This is a genomic window from Colwellia sp. BRX8-7 (assembly GCF_014077275.1).
In the GTDB taxonomy this organism is placed as follows: domain Bacteria; phylum Pseudomonadota; class Gammaproteobacteria; order Enterobacterales; family Alteromonadaceae; genus Colwellia_A.
Genome location: NZ_JACGVP010000001.1, coordinates 464645 through 480107 on the forward strand (window position 1 = coordinate 464645; position 15463 = coordinate 480107).

The following is a 15463-nucleotide window of genomic DNA, read 5'->3' on the forward strand; positions in this document are numbered from 1 at the left end:
TTTATAATCATCCTAAGTTTATCGACTAACTTCAAACAGGGAACGAACATGTCTATAATAAGAAAACGCAGTGCGGCGCACAAAGCTTATATTCCTTCAAATGCGCGAGATAACCAATATATTTTAGCTGAGTTTGCCATTACCGATGAATTAATAGAGTTAATTTCTCCAAATATTTCAACGCATAGCACTCAACCTTACTATGATTTTTATCAAAGTTTATCACAATTATTATTTACGCTAAGTAATGACTATGCGATACAAAGTAGCTTATTTATTGCTAACGATAAATTAGTTCGCGTTCGCTACAGTCAAGAAATGCACCAATGGCAAACCAGCCAGCAAATTTTATTTTATTACGATCCTCAAAATCATCAATTACAAAATTCTTTTTTTGATGCCAGTATTCGCGCAAAAAAGATCACCCTGCTGTTTTTAGCCTCTGGCGACGACATTCGTTTTAATGCCGCGGCATTTCATCAAAAAGTGACTCGGTTACTGCATAGTTTTATCGAGCAAACAAAATTACCTAACCAAGCGATACGTTTACGTGATCATCAACATCTTACCTATGATTTATTTGCTAAAAATAAAGGCTGCTTAGGCACACAAGCACATAAGTTACGGCCGATTGATGAACGCTATAAATCACAAAACGTTGTTATAACACCGAACGCATCGGCAATAAGTTATGCGGTAATTAATCTAACGATTGATAATCGTTTATTGGGTTTAGTCGACATTGATCCCAATTCTAAAGATCCATACAATCCGCTTTATACTTATTTAACTGATACTTTTTCACTGGTGGCTAAGCGTTTTAATTTAAATAATGGGGCGTTAATCGCTAATGGTTTAGTCCCCATTGTCCGACATAGTTTGCATGAAATAATTTCTAAGATGGGTGAGTTACAAATGTTAGGTTATAACCCTAAACAGAGTCCCTGTGGCTTGGTGAGTAAATGGAAAGCCGATGAGTTAGTTGATAACGTACAACTTATCTTTGTGGCTACCGCAGAAGATTCCCAGCACAGCGGCTATGGCAAGTTTATTAACCAAATAGAACAGGCAATGCGTTTATTAGCGACCGAACTCGAAATCCCCATTAATAAAGATGAATTAACGTTAAGGTTTCACCAGCATATTGCTTATAATATTGAAAACTAAGGTTAATCAACTTCGCCATTAACCGTTGGTTTTTTCTGTAGCTTGCGTTGTAGGGTTCTGCGGTGCATTGAAAGCTGACGAGCCGTTGCTGAAACATTACCATTATTAAATTTTAAGACTTGTTGAATATACTCCCATTCAACCTGCTCGGTTGACAACGTTGGCTCATTTATAATGTTTGTTGCTGGATTTGCAGCCAATGTTGATTTTTTTAGCGACGAACTGTTAGCGTTTTTAGCTAAAGCCGATAATAAAGTCTGTGTATCGACCGGCTTGGTTAAGTAATCATCTGCGCCAAGCTTTATTGCGTCAACGGCAGTAGCGATACTGGCAAAACCGGTTAACAAAATAATACGACTCTTTGGCAATAGCTTCCTCATCGGATTAATCAAATTTAAGCCACTTTCATGATGGAGTTTCATATCGAGCAATATGAATTCAGGCAATTGACGATGACAGGTTAATAATGCATCGTTAATATTATCGGCCAACCAACAGCTGTAGCCATGTTTTTCCATACGCCTTTTAAGCGTATTAGCAAAGGTACTGTCATCTTCAACAATTAATAATTTCATTCACTTTTTTCCTGCATATCATTAACCACTAACGGTAACTTCAACGTTACTAATGCGCCACCAGCAACGTGATTGGTTAAGGTAAGTGTCACACCTAATCGCTCTAAACTTGCATGACTCAAAAATACCGCCATACCTAATCCTTGCTTGCTGTTTACGGGTTTAACGCCTAACTCACTTAGTGTTAATTGGGTAAAACCACAACCAAAATCACGAATACTGAGTTGCCAATTTTTTTCATCAAACAAGCTAGATAACTCAATTTTATCACTACCGCTGGCTTTAGTGGCTCGAATCGCATTATTAACTAAATTTAAAATCGCTGGCAATAATGAAGCATCAGCCAATACTTTAGCGTTTTCACTGAGTATTGATTGGTGCGTCTCAGACAAAAAGTTCACCCTAACATCAGGATAATTTAAGTTAATATGATCACGCATTTCTTGCACAATATCAGCACAAAGTACCTCTTTTGACTTTTGCTCTTTAATCTCGAAAACCATTTTACGAAACTCAGCTAAACTTCTGCTACAACGTAATAACTGTCCTTGTAGGTCAACAATCGCAGGGTGCTCAGGTAGCTCTTCACTGAGTTCATCGACAAGCAGCTGTACAGTTGCTATCGGAGTAGCGAGCTGATGAGTTATTTGCGCAGAAGCGACCCCTAATGACATAATTTTTTCTTGCTTTAATTGCTCTTCCCGAAAAGCAGCTATCGCCTGTTCTTTTTGAGAAATTCTTCGTGCCATTTGGCCAACAACGGTTGCAACAACAATGCTAGAAAAGAGAAAATTGATCCACATACCAATAAAGTGGCTTTGCATATTGCCATGCATTACTGACATGGGTAATAACCACAATAAAACACTGTATGAAGCAATCGCTAATAGTGCGACACTTCCAAGTAATAACGGTGTTAACGTCACAGCAGCAATAGCAATAGGAATAAGTAATAACGAGACAAAAGCATTAGTTGCTCCGCCGCTAAAATATAAAATAAGTGAGAGAAATAAGATATCAGCGCAAATCTGCCCAAGTAAGGCGAGCTTATCGGCTTCTTTCCCAGATTTATAATATAAATAGCTGACTAACGTAAATAAAGCTTCAATTGAAATAACAATAATGAGCGGTAACCAAGGCAGCTGATAGTTTAAAACGCCATTAACAAAAAGTATTAATATCAGCTGAATAATAATTGCCGCACTGCGCAATAAAAGAACGGTGCGAACTTGGTTAAACTTTCTAAAAAATAAAGACATAATATTTTTATATTGGTTAATCGTATTTGTTGATGTTACGCTAATTTTTATAATTTTAACTGATCAAAAACAGTTTATTTTAAATTTCAGATAAAAACATATAGACATCTAAACGTCTATTGTTATACAGTTATTTTAATCAAATTTATTAAGGTTTATTTTAATGTCATCACATGAAGAAAAAATCACCCTGGCAGGCGGTTGCTTTTGGTGTATTGAAGGTGCATACAACCAATTAATCGGCATTAAATCTGCCGTATCAGGTTATATGGGCGGTAGCGCAGCGTTAGCAACTTATGAAGACGTTTGCTCGGGTCAAACCGGCCATGCAGAAGTCGTGCAGTTAACTTTTGATAGCGCAGCGATCACTTCTCGTGAAATATTAGAAGTGTTTTTCACGCTACACGATGCCAGCCAATTAAATCGTCAAGGTAACGATATAGGAACCCAGTATCGCTCAGGGATTTTTTATCACAACAAAGAACAACAGCAAATTGCTGAAGATATTATTAAAGAAGTCGACGCCAGCAATATGTATAGCTCAGCGGTTGTGACCGAAGTAACTCAAGCGTCAGAGTTCTTTTCTGGTGAAGATGTTCATCAAGACTATTTCAATAATAATCCTGGTAATCCTTACTGTCAGGCGATTGTTTCGCCTAAGCTCGCAAAATTTAGAAAAACGTTCGTGGATAAATTAAAATCATCATAGACTTAAAGCAATATCGTCAGCTTGAGAATTAAACCTCACCTTTCACAAAGTGCGTAACACTGAAATAATCAGTGTCACGCATCTACTGCCAGTACTGATTTAATACATTAAGGTATACAGTTTTCTGCGAAATTTATTGGCTAATGGATCGCCATCAGGTAAAGCCTTTAACACATCAAGATAAAGATCTTTGCTCGCAGCATCACTACTGTCTTTTTGCATTAAACGAAACAGTAACGTCAACGCTTCTTCATGTCGATTGACTTGGCTGTATTGCGCAACAAGTTGATGTTGTAAAGCAATGTTGTCAACGTCGTCCACTAACTGTGCTTCTAGTGCTTTAATTTCTGGTGAGTCCGCGGCTTGACTGGCAAGCTCAAGTTTAGCGATAAGCGCTTGATAGTGACTGTCTTGGTCAACCATTAAAATAGTGGTTAATAAAGATTCTGCTTCGCTTATTTTACCCGTTTGTAAATAAACATCTGCCATCATTAATTTAATGTCGGCACGTTCACTATTAAGTTGATAAGCACTATTAATGACCGTGAAGGCATCATTAATATTATTATCAGCTAATAACTTTTGCGCCTGAATGAGTAATAAGTCTTCTTCTTTAGGTAAATGATTCGCTAAAAATTCTTTTATATTGTCGTCATCTTGTGGCCCAGTTAAACCATCAAGTGGTTGGCCATCTTTCACTAAAATCGCCGTAGGTAAACCTTGAATACCAAATTGTTGGGCAATTTGTTGCTGAGTTTGACAATCAACCGTGGCGTATAATATATACTGCTCAAAACCCTGCAAGCCGATGGCTAACTTATCTTTTAGCTCCAAACTTTCAGGGACCTGTGCCGCCCAAAAGTCAACTAAGACTAACTTCGATTTTGATTCTTCTAAAATAATTTGTTGAAAATTTTCTAGGGTAATTTCAATGGCATTTGTAGTCACATTCACTTCCATTTAGTTTATTGATGAGCGTCTATAATCTATATTTTGGGGCAATTATAAAAAGCGCAAGTGCCTTAATACAAAAAGCTGAACGCCTATCAATAAAGGGACGTTCAGCTTTCGTATCATATAAGTCTAATAATAATTAGACTTCGTTTAATAACTCACGAGCAATAATGATTTTTTGGATCTCGCTGGTGCCTTCATAAATAGTGGTAATACGTACGTCGCGAGCCATGCGCTCAAGCGGATATTCTTTAATATAGCCGGCACCGCCCATTAATTGCAAAGCGTCATAACAAGCAGTATTCGCTTTTTCTGCGGCAAATAACTTCGCCATAGAAGCGGCTTTACCAAAGGGTAACCCTTGTTCTTTAGTATAAGCAGCTTGCATTAACAATAAACGGGCTGCCTCTAAATCTGTGTAACGTTCAGCAAGTTTCCATTGTAAACCTTGGAAGTTTGATAATGCTTGGCCAAACTGCTTACGTTCAGTGATAAAAGCACGAGCGTAATCCATGGCGGCTAAACCAATGCCTAGCGCTAATGAACCAATACCAATTCGACCGCCCGCAAGTTCGCCGACCGCAACGCCAAAGCCTTTATTTTCTTTGCCCATCATGGCACTAGCAGGTATCCGACAATTACTAAAGCTCACTTCATTAGTAGGTGATGCTTTTTGCCCCATTTTTTCTTCTGGCTTACTGACCGTAATACCTGGTGTATTTGCTTCCACTAAGAAACATGAAATACCCTTACCTTTTCGAGCGGTCGCGTCCGTTACCGCCCAAACAACAAAGATGTCAGCAAAGCTGGCACTGGTAATATAGAGTTTGCTGCCATTGAGTACGTATGCATCACCGTCGAGTACCGCAGAGGTCTTCATGCCAGCAGGATCTGAACCGGCGTCATTCTCTGTTAAACAAAAAGCACCTGCTTTATATTCACCACTACATATTTTAGGTAAATACTTTTGCTTTTGCTCTTCATTACCAACCGCTTGAATAACTTCAGCAACCATATTTGTCACTGATGTTGTTACTGCGGTTGCTGCACATGCGCGTGCTATTTCTGTTATCGCTAAGCTAAAAGCAACCGTGCCTGCTTCAACGCCACCATATTCTGCTTTAATATTTAAGCCCATAAAACCCAGTTCAGTTAACTGCGCAAGGTTGTTGAGGAAAAGTGTTTGATCTTGGGTTTCATCAAGTTCGGCAGCTACAGGAGCTAATTCGCTTTCAGCGAATTTTTTTGCCATATCTTGAATCATCATCTGTTCTTCGGTTAATGATAAATTCATTCGTTACTCACTTTTATATATTAAATTTGTATTTATTTGTATTTAGATGCGTATTTAAAAATTAAATCGCATATTTAAATTTATTATTATTTTTTTCTAATTAACTAAACGATAGCTGCACCGATTTAGATCAATCAACCCAGCACAAACCAAAGTAATGCGACACCCAGAACTAAGCGATAGATAACAAATGGCATCATACCGACTTTTTCCAATAGAATAAGAAAGTAGTGAATGCAGGCATAAGCACTAAAAAAAGCTAACACACTGCCAATACCAATAGCATTCCAATCAACAGGACCCGTTTCAGTAATTAATTTTAATGTTAAATAACTCCCCGCCATCGCAATGGCAGGAATTGACAATAAGAAAGAAAATCGAGCCGCATTTTCTCGACTTAAGCCAAGCATCAAACCGATAGTCATTGTTATACCTGAACGCGATGTACCCGGAATTAATGCTACCGCCTGTGCTAAACCAATTAGCATAGCACCTTTAAATCCTAGCTTTTCAAAATCAATATGCTCAGTCGCTTTTCTTTTACCCGCTTTAATGTCAGCAAAACCCAGTAAAAATCCAAAAATTAAGGTAGTAGCAGCAATAACCAACGCAGTACGTAAATGTGCTTCGATGAAGTCTTTGCCGAGCAAACCAAATATTCCTAATGGAATAGTCGCAAATAATATCCACCAGGCAAGCTTGCCATCAAAGCTAGTATTATCACCTTTTATACTACCCACCCAAGCAACAGCCATATTAGCGACATCTTTACGAAAATATAAAACAACTGCGAGTAATGTTCCAACATGCAAAGCAACATCGAGTGCTAAACCTTGATCTTTCCAGCCTAAAACAGCTGATGGCAAGATTAAATGTGCTGAACTTGATACGGGTAAAAACTCCGTTAATCCTTGGAGAATAGCTAAAATAAATATCTCTGTAATGGTCATTGCTTATTATATTCCTTATGTATAATTCAATTTTTTAATGTCTAACTTTTATAATTGGCTTGACCAAGAAAAGTCTACTGTGGTTATTTGTTGTTGTGTTTTATCGTAAGCTTGCCAAAGTTGTTGGTACGATTTTTTTAAAATGGGGTGTTTAAGATCTGGCGCTACTTCAGCCAATGGCCATAAAACAAAGGCATTTTCTGTGATCTCGGCACGTGGAATTTGTGCTGGAGTGTCCAACACTAAATCGTCAAACAGCAATAAATCTAAATCTAAGGTGCGTGGGCTATATTTTTTAGCATCAATTTCTCGACCGTTTTTAAGCTCAATTTCGCGGAGTGCTTTAGCCACTTGTACTATATTAAGTTCGGTCGTCGCACCGATCACCATATTATAAAATTCAGCACCGTCGAATCCTACGGCTTTACTAGCAAATAAAGATGATAGCGTTAACTCACCAAGCAGCGCTTCAAGGGCAGTCAATCCTGTCTGTAAATAGTGCTGACGGTCTACATTACTGCCAAGCGAAATATATAAACGCGCCATTACCCATGATTACTGTTATTTGATTGGCTACCACGTTCAATTTCAACGCCAACTGTGATGGCATTATGCACCGCATTAGGCTTGGCTACTTTTAATTTAAGCCAAGGGATCTGATAAGTTTCGATTAAGAATTTAGCCAAACGCTCTGCTAATGTTTCAATTAAATCTACGGGATTTTTATTAGCAAATTCAGCTATTTTTACTGATATGTCGGCATAATCGAGTGTTTTAGCTAGCTCATCATTTTCGGCCGGTTTGGCGGTATCCCACCCCATAACTAAATCAATCACTAAGGTTTGTTTGATTTCTTTTTCCCAATCGAAAAAACCTATGGTGGTTTGAATACTCAAGCCTTCAATATAAACTTTATCCATTAACGTACACTCATCTTTAATAAAACAACTAAAAATATAGGTCGATTTTACCTGTGCAAAGTTATAAAAACTAGTGGTTGACGGATCAATTCATTTTTTTTATTAATAGACGATAGAAAAACTTATTTCCATTGACATTATGAAAGGCTAGAATATCTAAAATTGTTGAAAACTTGTTATAATTAACCATCATTTTAACAATGAATTGAGAGGTTTTTGTATTAGCGCTCTATTAGTAACACTGATAATAATGCTTGCTGCCTATTTGGTCGGTTCGATTTCTAGTGCTATTTTATTGTGTAAGCTATTAAAACTTCCAGATCCTCGCACTACCGGCTCAAACAATCCTGGCGCAACCAATGTTTTGCGTATTAGTAACAAATTCATCGCTGCACTGGTGCTGGTCTTTGATATCCTCAAAGGCACTATTCCGGTGTGGGGCGCTTATTTCCTTGATTTAGACCCCCTTAATTTAGGGTTAATAGCATTGGCTGCTTGTTTAGGCCATATGTACCCTATATTTTTTAACTTTAGAGGCGGAAAAGGCGTTGCAACCGCACTGGGTGTATTATTACCGATAGGTTTAGATCTTGGGGGTTTATTGATACTGACCTGGGTAAGTGTGATTTATTTTAGCCGATATTCAAGCTTAGCCGCTATTATTACCGTATCGCTTGCGCCTTTTTATATTTGGCTATTAAAACCTCTATATATGTACCCAGTGATGATGCTCTCGGTATTAATTATTTTTCGCCACAAGGACAACATTTGGCGATTAATGAAAGGAGATGAAGGTAAAATATCCTTTACTAAGGCCAAATGAAGTCATTAATGTGCCAACTTTACCGCTAGTTATACCGCTGGTAAAGTATCTAACGGCCAACGTGGTGTCGCTTTAAACGATAAATCTGCATCTGTTCCTGCTTTTAAACGTTGCAAGCCAGCATAAGCTATCATCGCGCCATTATCAGTACAAAACTCAGGACGTGGATAAAAAACTTCACCACCGAGCTTTTTAGTGATTTCCGCTAATTTCTCTCGAAGCGATGTGTTGGCGCTAACGCCACCAGCAATCACTAAACGTTTTAACTCACACTGCTGCAAAGCACGGCGACATTTTATTGCTAAGGTATCAACAACCGCTTCTTGAAATGCATAAGCGACATCGGCATGAGTTTGTTCATCCATACCTTCATTGCCTTGTGCTTTTTGTAACGCTATTTCTTTGCGAATAACGGTACCCGCAGCGGTTTTTAAACCACTAAAGCTAAAATCTAAACCTGGACGATCTGTCATTGGACGCGGCAATTTATAACGCCCTTTTGTGCCTTTTTCAGCCATCTTCGATAAAGCAGGCCCGCCGGGGTAATCAAGCCCAAGTAACTTAGCTGTTTTATCAAACGCTTCACCCGCAGCATCGTCAACTGATTCACCGAGTAATTCATATCGACCAATGCCGTCAACACGCACTAGCATAGTATGTCCACCCGAAACGAGCAGGGCAACAAAAGGAAACTCTGGCACGTTTTCTTCTAACATAGGCGCGAGTAAATGCCCTTCCATATGATGAACAGGCACTGCCGGAAGTCCCCAGCCATAAGCTAAACTTCTGCCAATTGAACAGCCTACTAATAATGCCCCCACTAAACCAGGCCCTGCAGTATAAGCAACGCCGTCTAGATCAGCAGGGGTTAAGTTAGCTTCTTTTAACACTTCTTTAATTAAAGGTATTGTTTTACGGACATGATCTCGTGACGCTAATTCAGGAACGACTCCGCCGTAGTCAGCATGAACAGCTATTTGACTATATAAACGATGGGCTACAATACCTTTAGGTAAATCACCTTCTCCGTCATCATAAATAGCAATACCCGTTTCATCACAAGATGTTTCTATACCTAAAATTCGCATAATACCCTTAACCTAAAAGCCTAAATAATGTTTATTTCATTTTATTGAGCGATTTTAACGCCAAATACGTTAGCTATTATACCCATTTGAACAAGGTTGTGATCTACTTTTTTATCAGAAAAATAGATAATGGTCAGCGACAACGTTTAATAAATTATTATTCGTTTTCCCCCCGTGAAAGTCAGTGGATATATAATAAAATTGGTATTAAATCAGTTAATTTTAATTTTAGAAAATATTACACTTTACTTTAACTAGTGCTTAGCTTTAGAATACGTCACCCAATTTTGATAGAGTGGGTGTTTGCGAAGCAATAATGCTTAAGCGATACACCAATCATATAGATACATACTAAGGTTATACATGCCAGTAATTAAAGTTAGAGAAAACGAACCATTTGACGTTGCATTACGTCGTTTTAAACGTTCATGTGAAAAAGCAGGGATCCTTTCAGAAGTTCGCCGTCGCGAATCTTACGAAAAGCCTACTTGGGAACGTAAACGTAAGAAAGCTGCCGCTGTTAAGCGTGCTGCTAAAAAAGTTTCTCGTGAAAACGCTCGCCGCGTTCGCATGTACTAAGATACCTTAGTAGTATTTAAGACTATCGAGTAAAATAAATGAGTTTAATAGACCAACTCAGAGATGAAATGAAAGTTGCGATGCGTGCTAAAGACAAATGTCGTCTTGGTGTTATTCGTATGGCCATTTCATCAATTAAGCAAGCCGAAATCGATCATAACCTTGAACCAACTGATGAGAACATCATTGTGATTTTAACCAAAATGGTTAAACAACGCAGAGAGTCGATCAAAATGTTTACTGACGGTGGTCGTGATGAGTTAGCTGCTAAAGAAGCTGAAGAAGTAACCGCGTTAGGATTTTTTCTTCCGCAGCCACTTTCAAGTGAAGAAATTAGTCAGTTAATTACCAAAACTATTGCTGATACCGGTGCTGCTTCAATGGCTGACATGGGTAAAGTAATGGCGGTATTAAAACCATTAATGCAAGGCAAAGCAGACTTAGGTGCAGTAAGTGGCCAAGTTCGTAATACCTTAAATGCATAACGGATTTTACTAAAGCTTACTGTTTTCGTTTTATTAAAATGTACATTTTAAAGCCGTGAAATTTATTTTCACGGCTTTATTGTTTTATATAATACCTATTTATCGTTTCACTTGGGTGAGAAGTTAAAAAACACCTATCCAGTACAGGTCAATTAGGTTTAAAATAACCTTCGCACAAACAACCAAAGAAAATGTAGACATGACTGGTATGATCCCTCGACAATTTATTGATGATTTATTAGCGCGCGCTGATATTGTTGAATTAATTGACTCTCGAGTGCCGCTAAAAAAAGCCGGCAAAAATTATCAAGCTTGTTGCCCATTCCATACCGAAAAGTCTCCCTCGTTCAGTGTTAGCCAAGATAAGCAATTCTATCATTGCTTTGGTTGTGGAGAACACGGCAATGCTATTTCCTTTTTGATGGAATTTGACCGTTTAGAGTTCCCTGATGCGATTGAAGAACTTGCCTCCCATTATAATATGGAGGTGCCACGTGAACAGAATAACCAGAGCCCTGCGCAACTAAAGCAGCAACAACAAGTTCATAAACAAAAACAAGATGATTACGAACTGATGGAAAAAATCAGTCGTTTTTATCAACAACAATTAAAAGTTGCTACCGATAAAGATTCCGCCATTGATTATTTAAAAGGTCGCGGCTTAAGCGGTGAAGTAGTGAAGCGCTTTGGTATTGGTTATATCAGTGACGCTTGGGATGGGATGATGAACCATTTTGCCAAAAATCCTGAAACCACTCAGCAACTTGTAGATTTAGGTATGGCAATCCCTGGCGATAAGAATCGTCCTTATGATCGTTTTAGAGGTCGTATTCAATTCCCCATTCGTGACAAGCGAGGTCGCGTTATTGGTTTTGGTGGTCGTGTATTGGGTGATGGTACGCCAAAGTATTTAAACTCTCCAGAAACACGTATTTATCATAAAGGCCATGAACTTTACGGATTATTTGAAGCAAAACAAGCCAATAAACAATTGTCTCGATTGGTCGTGGTTGAAGGCTACATGGATGTTGTGGCATTAGCACAACATGGTGTCGACTATGCTGTAGCGTCGCTCGGTACATCAACCACCCCAGAACAATGCCAAACTTTATTTAGAACCGTTAAAGAAGTTATCTGTTGTTATGACGGTGACCGAGCAGGCCGAGATGCTGCATGGCGAGCCATGGAGAATGCCCTGCCTTTAATCAACGATGGTACGAGTTTAAAATTTGTATTTTTGCCTGACGGTGAAGACCCTGATTCGTTGATCAGAGAAAAAGGTCAACAAGCTTTCGAAGAAATTCTAGATAACGCCACACCCTTGTCAGTTTTTCTTTTTGATCACCTTTCTCTGCAAGTCAATATGAGTACTTTGGAAGGAAAATCAAAAATGATTGAGCTCTTCCAGCCTTACTTAAATAAGCTGCCTGATAGTACCTTGAAAGATTCAATTTTGACTGAATTAGCCAATAAATTCGCCCGTGGCAACGAAAAACGTTTAGACGAATTACGTAAAAAGAACAATCAAAACAACAAGGCGAGTACGGTAAAGAAGCAAAGTAAGATCACACCATTACGCCTTGCTATTGCATTATTACTTGAGCACCCCCATATCATTAGTGCATTACCGGATATTACTATTTTACAACAACTCGATATGCCAGGTATTCCTTTGCTAAATCGACTGTTAGTTTTATGTAAACAAAATTCAAAAATTAACAGTGCTCAGCTTATTGAACATTTTCGAGGGACCACTGAAGGTAGCCAATTAACAAAGTTAATGTGCTTACAACATCATGTTGAACCTGAAAATGCTGAATCGATGTTTATTGATGTAATAGAAAGTTTTTTAAACAAATTTATTGAACAACGTACGGAGCAATTGCTTGCCAAAGAACATGCAACTGGCTTAAGTAAAAGTGAGAAACAAGAATTACATAGTTTGTTAAGTGCGTAGCAAACAAAAATAAGTTGAACAAACTTTAACGCTGGCAATATACTAAGCAATTAGCTATAATTTCCGGCTTACTGTTTTCATTTTGATAGCCATAATTTAGGTGGACACTCGTCAATGAATCAAGCCCCACAATCTAGACTTAAAGAGCTCATTACCAAAGGTAAAGAGCAAGGTTACTTAACTTTTGCTCAAGTTAACGATCACCTGCCACAAGATATAATCGATTCAGACCAAGTTGAAGACATCGTTAGAATGATCAACGACATGGGTATTCAGGTATTCGAAACTGCTCCAGATCAAGATACCTTGATGATGACAGAAGGTAATACTGATGAAGATGCTGCTGAAGCAGCTGCCCAAGCACTTGCTACGGTTGAAAGCGAAATTGGTAGAACAACTGATCCTGTCCGCATGTATATGCGTGAAATGGGTACGGTTGAGCTATTAACGCGTAAAGGCGAAATTGTTATCGCTAAGCGTATTGAAGAAGGCATTAAGGAAGTTCAGCGTAGTGTTGCTGAATATCCGCCGGCAATCAATTTTTTACTCGATATGTGGGACAACTTTGAAGCTGAAGAAGTACGTTTAACCGATATTATCGTTGGCTTTTTAGACCCTGATGCTGAAGAAGAAGAAATTCCAGCAGCAGCGACGCATATTGGTTCAGAGCTTTCAAAAGAAGAGCTCAACGACGAAGATAAGTCTGATGGCGACGAAGAAGATGAGGAAGAAGAAGATACCGGTCCTTGTCCTGAACTTGCTAAAGAAAAGTTCACTCTACTTCGCAATGCCTACGAAAAAGCAAATAAAGTTATTAATGCTAAAGGTCGCGGTCATAAAGACGCACAAGCAGCGATTGATGATTTAGCTGAAGTATTTAAAGAATTCCGTTTAATCCCTAAACTTTTTGATAAGCTTGTTAAAAACATGCGTAGCGTAATGGATAGATTACGTATTCAAGAACGTTTAATCATGAAGCACTGTGTTGTTGGTGCTGGCATGCCTAAAACAACGTTTATCAAAATCTTTCCAGGTAATGAAACCTCTAAAGATTGGTTTAACGAGCAAAAAGCTGCAGGTCATGCTTATTCAGCAAAAATGTCTGACATTGAGTTAGACGTTGAACGTTGTATTTATAAATTAAACCAATTAGAAAAAGAAACGTTCTTAAATGTACACGGTATTAAAGATATTAACCGTCGTATGTCTATCGGTGAAGCTAAGGCTCGTCGTGCGAAAAAAGAAATGGTTGAAGCTAACCTACGTTTAGTTATCTCGATTGCTAAAAAATATACCAACCGTGGTTTACAATTCTTAGATTTAATCCAAGAAGGTAACATTGGTTTGATGAAAGCGGTTGATAAATTTGAATACCGTCGTGGTTACAAATTTTCAACGTATGCAACGTGGTGGATCCGTCAAGCGATCACCCGTTCAATTGCTGACCAAGCCAGAACAATTCGTATCCCTGTACATATGATAGAAACGATTAATAAATTGAATCGTATTTCTCGTCAGATGTTACAAGAAATGGGACGTGAGCCAACACCTGAAGAATTAGCTGAACGCATGATCATGCCGGAAGATAAGATTCGTAAAGTATTGAAAATTGCTAAAGAACCTATTTCAATGGAAACCCCTATCGGTGATGACGAAGATTCACACTTGGGCGATTTTATTGAAGATGGTAATGGCGAACTACCTGTTGACTCGGCTACCGCTGAAAACTTGAAAGATGCGACACACGAAGTATTAGCTGGCTTAACCGCTCGTGAAGCTAAAGTGTTAAGAATGCGTTTTGGTATCGATATGAATACCGATCATACGTTAGAAGAAGTAGGTAAGCAGTTTGATGTTACCCGTGAACGTATTCGTCAAATCGAAGCAAAAGCGTTACGTAAATTACGTCACCCTTCTCGCTCTGAGCAACTTAAAAGTTTCTTAGACGGCGAATAAAGCTTTCATTTTTAAATAGATGACTTAAAATCCAGTAATTAATTACTGGATTTTTTTTGTCTTTAATTAACTCGACTCAATTATCAGTCAATCAAATTTTGCATAAAAGGACTTTCAATGCGCTCTCTCATTCTACTATTTTCTTTATTTTTAACACTACCTACTTTAGCGGCTAAATCTGGACCTATCGAGGTAACTCCCTTTGCAGGTTACCGTTTGGGAGGAGATTTTACTATTGCTGGAGATTTTTATGGTGTTGATGAACCTCAGTCATTAGCAGTAGATATAGATGAAGGCTCAAGTTTTGGGGTGATTGTTGCTTGGCCTTATGACAATAAACGACAAGGTGAATTACTGATAAGTCACTATGAAAGTGAATTAATCCCTGCCAGTTTATTAAGCCCTTATACTAGTGACTTATCGGTAACTTACCTACATATCGGTGGTAATGTGCCACTTTCAAATAGCTTAGTCCCCTTTTGGTTTTCTGGTGGCTTTGGTGTTACGCATTTTTCACCCAAGGCAAAAGAACTTGATGATGAAACTAAACTCTCTGTAAACCTAGGGTTTTACAGTAAATTACAACTCAATGACCGTATAGCGATTCGTTTAGGTGCAAGAGTATATGCGACACTTATTGACTCTCAAGACGCACTTTTCTGTGATAACAATACCTGTAAAATCGCAATATCGAGCGATATGTGGGTACAAAGTGAATTATCAGCAGGTTTAACCTTCACGTTTTAA

General features: G+C 38.4%; 16 protein-coding genes. 8 read left to right on the top strand and 8 right to left on the bottom strand.

All coding sequences use genetic code 11. The annotated features are described in order from the left end of the window. Positions 1 to 48 precede the first annotated feature (48 nt). Positions 49 to 1167, top strand: coding sequence for a DUF3083 family protein (locus tag H4J57_RS02030; RefSeq protein ID WP_182241778.1), 1119 nt, complete (start codon positions 49 to 51; stop codon positions 1165 to 1167). A 2-nt stretch (positions 1168 to 1169) separates the two neighbouring features. Here H4J57_RS02030 and H4J57_RS02035 read toward each other — a convergent pair whose 3' ends face one another. Both H4J57_RS02035 and H4J57_RS02040 read right to left on the bottom strand, forming a co-directional pair. After that, positions 1170 to 1742, bottom strand: coding sequence for a response regulator transcription factor (locus H4J57_RS02035; protein ID WP_182241779.1), 573 nt, complete (start codon positions 1740 to 1742; stop codon positions 1170 to 1172). Beyond that, positions 1739 to 3001 (bottom strand): HAMP domain-containing sensor histidine kinase, encoded by a 1263-nt coding sequence (locus tag H4J57_RS02040; RefSeq protein WP_182213213.1) that lies wholly within the window; start codon positions 2999 to 3001, stop codon positions 1739 to 1741. Before H4J57_RS02040 ends, H4J57_RS02035 begins: the two co-directional genes overlap by 4 nt. A 163-nt stretch (positions 3002 to 3164) precedes the next feature. Here H4J57_RS02040 and msrA point away from each other — a divergent pair, with 163 nt between their 5' ends. Beyond that, positions 3165 to 3710 carry a peptide-methionine (S)-S-oxide reductase MsrA gene (gene msrA, locus H4J57_RS02045; protein WP_182241780.1) on the top strand — a complete coding sequence of 182 codons (546 nt, stop codon included), beginning with the start codon at positions 3165 to 3167 and terminating at the stop codon, positions 3708 to 3710. Between the two features lie 99 nt (positions 3711 to 3809). Here the strand turns inward: msrA and H4J57_RS02050 are convergent, their stop codons facing one another. The 5 genes from H4J57_RS02050 to folB form a co-directional block, all read right to left on the bottom strand. Next, positions 3810 to 4658 (bottom strand): tetratricopeptide repeat protein, encoded by an 849-nt coding sequence (locus H4J57_RS02050; RefSeq protein ID WP_310733497.1) that lies wholly within the window; start codon positions 4656 to 4658, stop codon positions 3810 to 3812. 145 nt (positions 4659 to 4803) lie between these two features. After that, the gene (locus H4J57_RS02055) at positions 4804 to 5958 is read right to left on the bottom strand and encodes an acyl-CoA dehydrogenase family protein (protein WP_070374843.1); all 1155 of its coding nucleotides are present in this window, start codon (positions 5956 to 5958) and stop codon (positions 4804 to 4806) included. A gap of 134 nt (positions 5959 to 6092) precedes the next feature. Beyond that, a complete protein-coding gene (locus H4J57_RS02060) occupies positions 6093 to 6908 on the bottom strand; it encodes an undecaprenyl-diphosphate phosphatase (protein WP_182221174.1) in 816 nt (271 codons plus the stop codon). 48 nt (positions 6909 to 6956) lie between these two features. Further along, positions 6957 to 7454, bottom strand: coding sequence for a 2-amino-4-hydroxy-6-hydroxymethyldihydropteridine diphosphokinase (folK, locus tag H4J57_RS02065; RefSeq protein WP_182241781.1), 498 nt, complete (start codon positions 7452 to 7454; stop codon positions 6957 to 6959). Next, a complete protein-coding gene (gene folB, locus H4J57_RS02070; protein WP_070374846.1) occupies positions 7454 to 7828 on the bottom strand; it encodes a dihydroneopterin aldolase in 375 nt (124 codons plus the stop codon). The genes folK and folB overlap by 1 nt, the downstream gene beginning before the upstream one ends. A 220-nt stretch (positions 7829 to 8048) precedes the next feature. On the opposite strand from folB, the gene plsY reads away from it, so the two are divergent. Then, on the top strand, positions 8049 to 8651 hold the full coding sequence (plsY, locus tag H4J57_RS02075) for a glycerol-3-phosphate 1-O-acyltransferase PlsY (RefSeq protein ID WP_310733556.1): 603 nt from the start codon (positions 8049 to 8051) through the stop codon (positions 8649 to 8651). A gap of 29 nt (positions 8652 to 8680) precedes the next feature. Here the strand turns inward: plsY and tsaD are convergent, their stop codons facing one another. After that, a complete protein-coding gene (tsaD, locus tag H4J57_RS02080; protein WP_070374848.1) occupies positions 8681 to 9739 on the bottom strand; it encodes a tRNA (adenosine(37)-N6)-threonylcarbamoyltransferase complex transferase subunit TsaD in 1059 nt (352 codons plus the stop codon). Between the two features lie 363 nt (positions 9740 to 10102). Here tsaD and rpsU point away from each other — a divergent pair, with 363 nt between their 5' ends. From rpsU to H4J57_RS02105, 5 genes are all read left to right on the top strand, one after another. Continuing rightward, entirely contained in the window at positions 10103 to 10318 is a 216-nt protein-coding gene (gene rpsU, locus H4J57_RS02085) for a 30S ribosomal protein S21 (RefSeq protein ID WP_011045067.1), read from the top strand. Positions 10319 to 10356: 38 nt separating this feature from the next. Further along, positions 10357 to 10803, top strand: coding sequence for a GatB/YqeY domain-containing protein (locus H4J57_RS02090; RefSeq protein WP_182218037.1), 447 nt, complete (start codon positions 10357 to 10359; stop codon positions 10801 to 10803). Positions 10804 to 11002: 199 nt separating this feature from the next. Beyond that, a complete protein-coding gene (gene dnaG / locus H4J57_RS02095) occupies positions 11003 to 12760 on the top strand; it encodes a DNA primase (protein WP_182221176.1) in 1758 nt (585 codons plus the stop codon). A gap of 114 nt (positions 12761 to 12874) precedes the next feature. Further along, positions 12875 to 14716 carry an RNA polymerase sigma factor RpoD gene (rpoD, locus tag H4J57_RS02100; RefSeq protein ID WP_146798012.1) on the top strand — a complete coding sequence of 614 codons (1842 nt, stop codon included), beginning with the start codon at positions 12875 to 12877 and terminating at the stop codon, positions 14714 to 14716. Positions 14717 to 14833: 117 nt separating this feature from the next. Continuing rightward, entirely contained in the window at positions 14834 to 15463 is a 630-nt protein-coding gene (locus tag H4J57_RS02105) for a hypothetical protein (protein ID WP_182241782.1), read from the top strand.

What these genes read in the sequence shown, in the direction of transcription:
- H4J57_RS02030 (WP_182241778.1), top strand. Translation starts at nt 49, where the DNA reads ATGTCTATAATAAGAAAACGCAGTGCGGCGCACAAAGCTTATATTCCT.
- H4J57_RS02040 (WP_182213213.1), bottom strand. Translation starts at nt 3,001, where the DNA reads ATGTCTTTATTTTTTAGAAAGTTTAACCAAGTTCGCACCGTTCTTTTA.
- H4J57_RS02055 (WP_070374843.1), bottom strand. Translation starts at nt 5,958, where the DNA reads ATGAATTTATCATTAACCGAAGAACAGATGATGATTCAAGATATGGCA.
- tsaD (WP_070374848.1), bottom strand. Translation starts at nt 9,739, where the DNA reads ATGCGAATTTTAGGTATAGAAACATCTTGTGATGAAACGGGTATTGCT.
- folB (WP_070374846.1), bottom strand. Translation starts at nt 7,828, where the DNA reads ATGGATAAAGTTTATATTGAAGGCTTGAGTATTCAAACCACCATAGGT.
- H4J57_RS02035 (WP_182241779.1), bottom strand. Translation starts at nt 1,742, where the DNA reads ATGAAATTATTAATTGTTGAAGATGACAGTACCTTTGCTAATACGCTT.
- H4J57_RS02060 (WP_182221174.1), bottom strand. Translation starts at nt 6,908, where the DNA reads ATGACCATTACAGAGATATTTATTTTAGCTATTCTCCAAGGATTAACG.
- H4J57_RS02090 (WP_182218037.1), top strand. Translation starts at nt 10,357, where the DNA reads ATGAGTTTAATAGACCAACTCAGAGATGAAATGAAAGTTGCGATGCGT.
- H4J57_RS02105 (WP_182241782.1), top strand. Translation starts at nt 14,834, where the DNA reads ATGCGCTCTCTCATTCTACTATTTTCTTTATTTTTAACACTACCTACT.
- dnaG (WP_182221176.1), top strand. Translation starts at nt 11,003, where the DNA reads ATGACTGGTATGATCCCTCGACAATTTATTGATGATTTATTAGCGCGC.
- folK (WP_182241781.1), bottom strand. Translation starts at nt 7,454, where the DNA reads ATGGCGCGTTTATATATTTCGCTTGGCAGTAATGTAGACCGTCAGCAC.
- rpsU (WP_011045067.1), top strand. Translation starts at nt 10,103, where the DNA reads ATGCCAGTAATTAAAGTTAGAGAAAACGAACCATTTGACGTTGCATTA.
- msrA (WP_182241780.1), top strand. Translation starts at nt 3,165, where the DNA reads ATGTCATCACATGAAGAAAAAATCACCCTGGCAGGCGGTTGCTTTTGG.
- rpoD (WP_146798012.1), top strand. Translation starts at nt 12,875, where the DNA reads ATGAATCAAGCCCCACAATCTAGACTTAAAGAGCTCATTACCAAAGGT.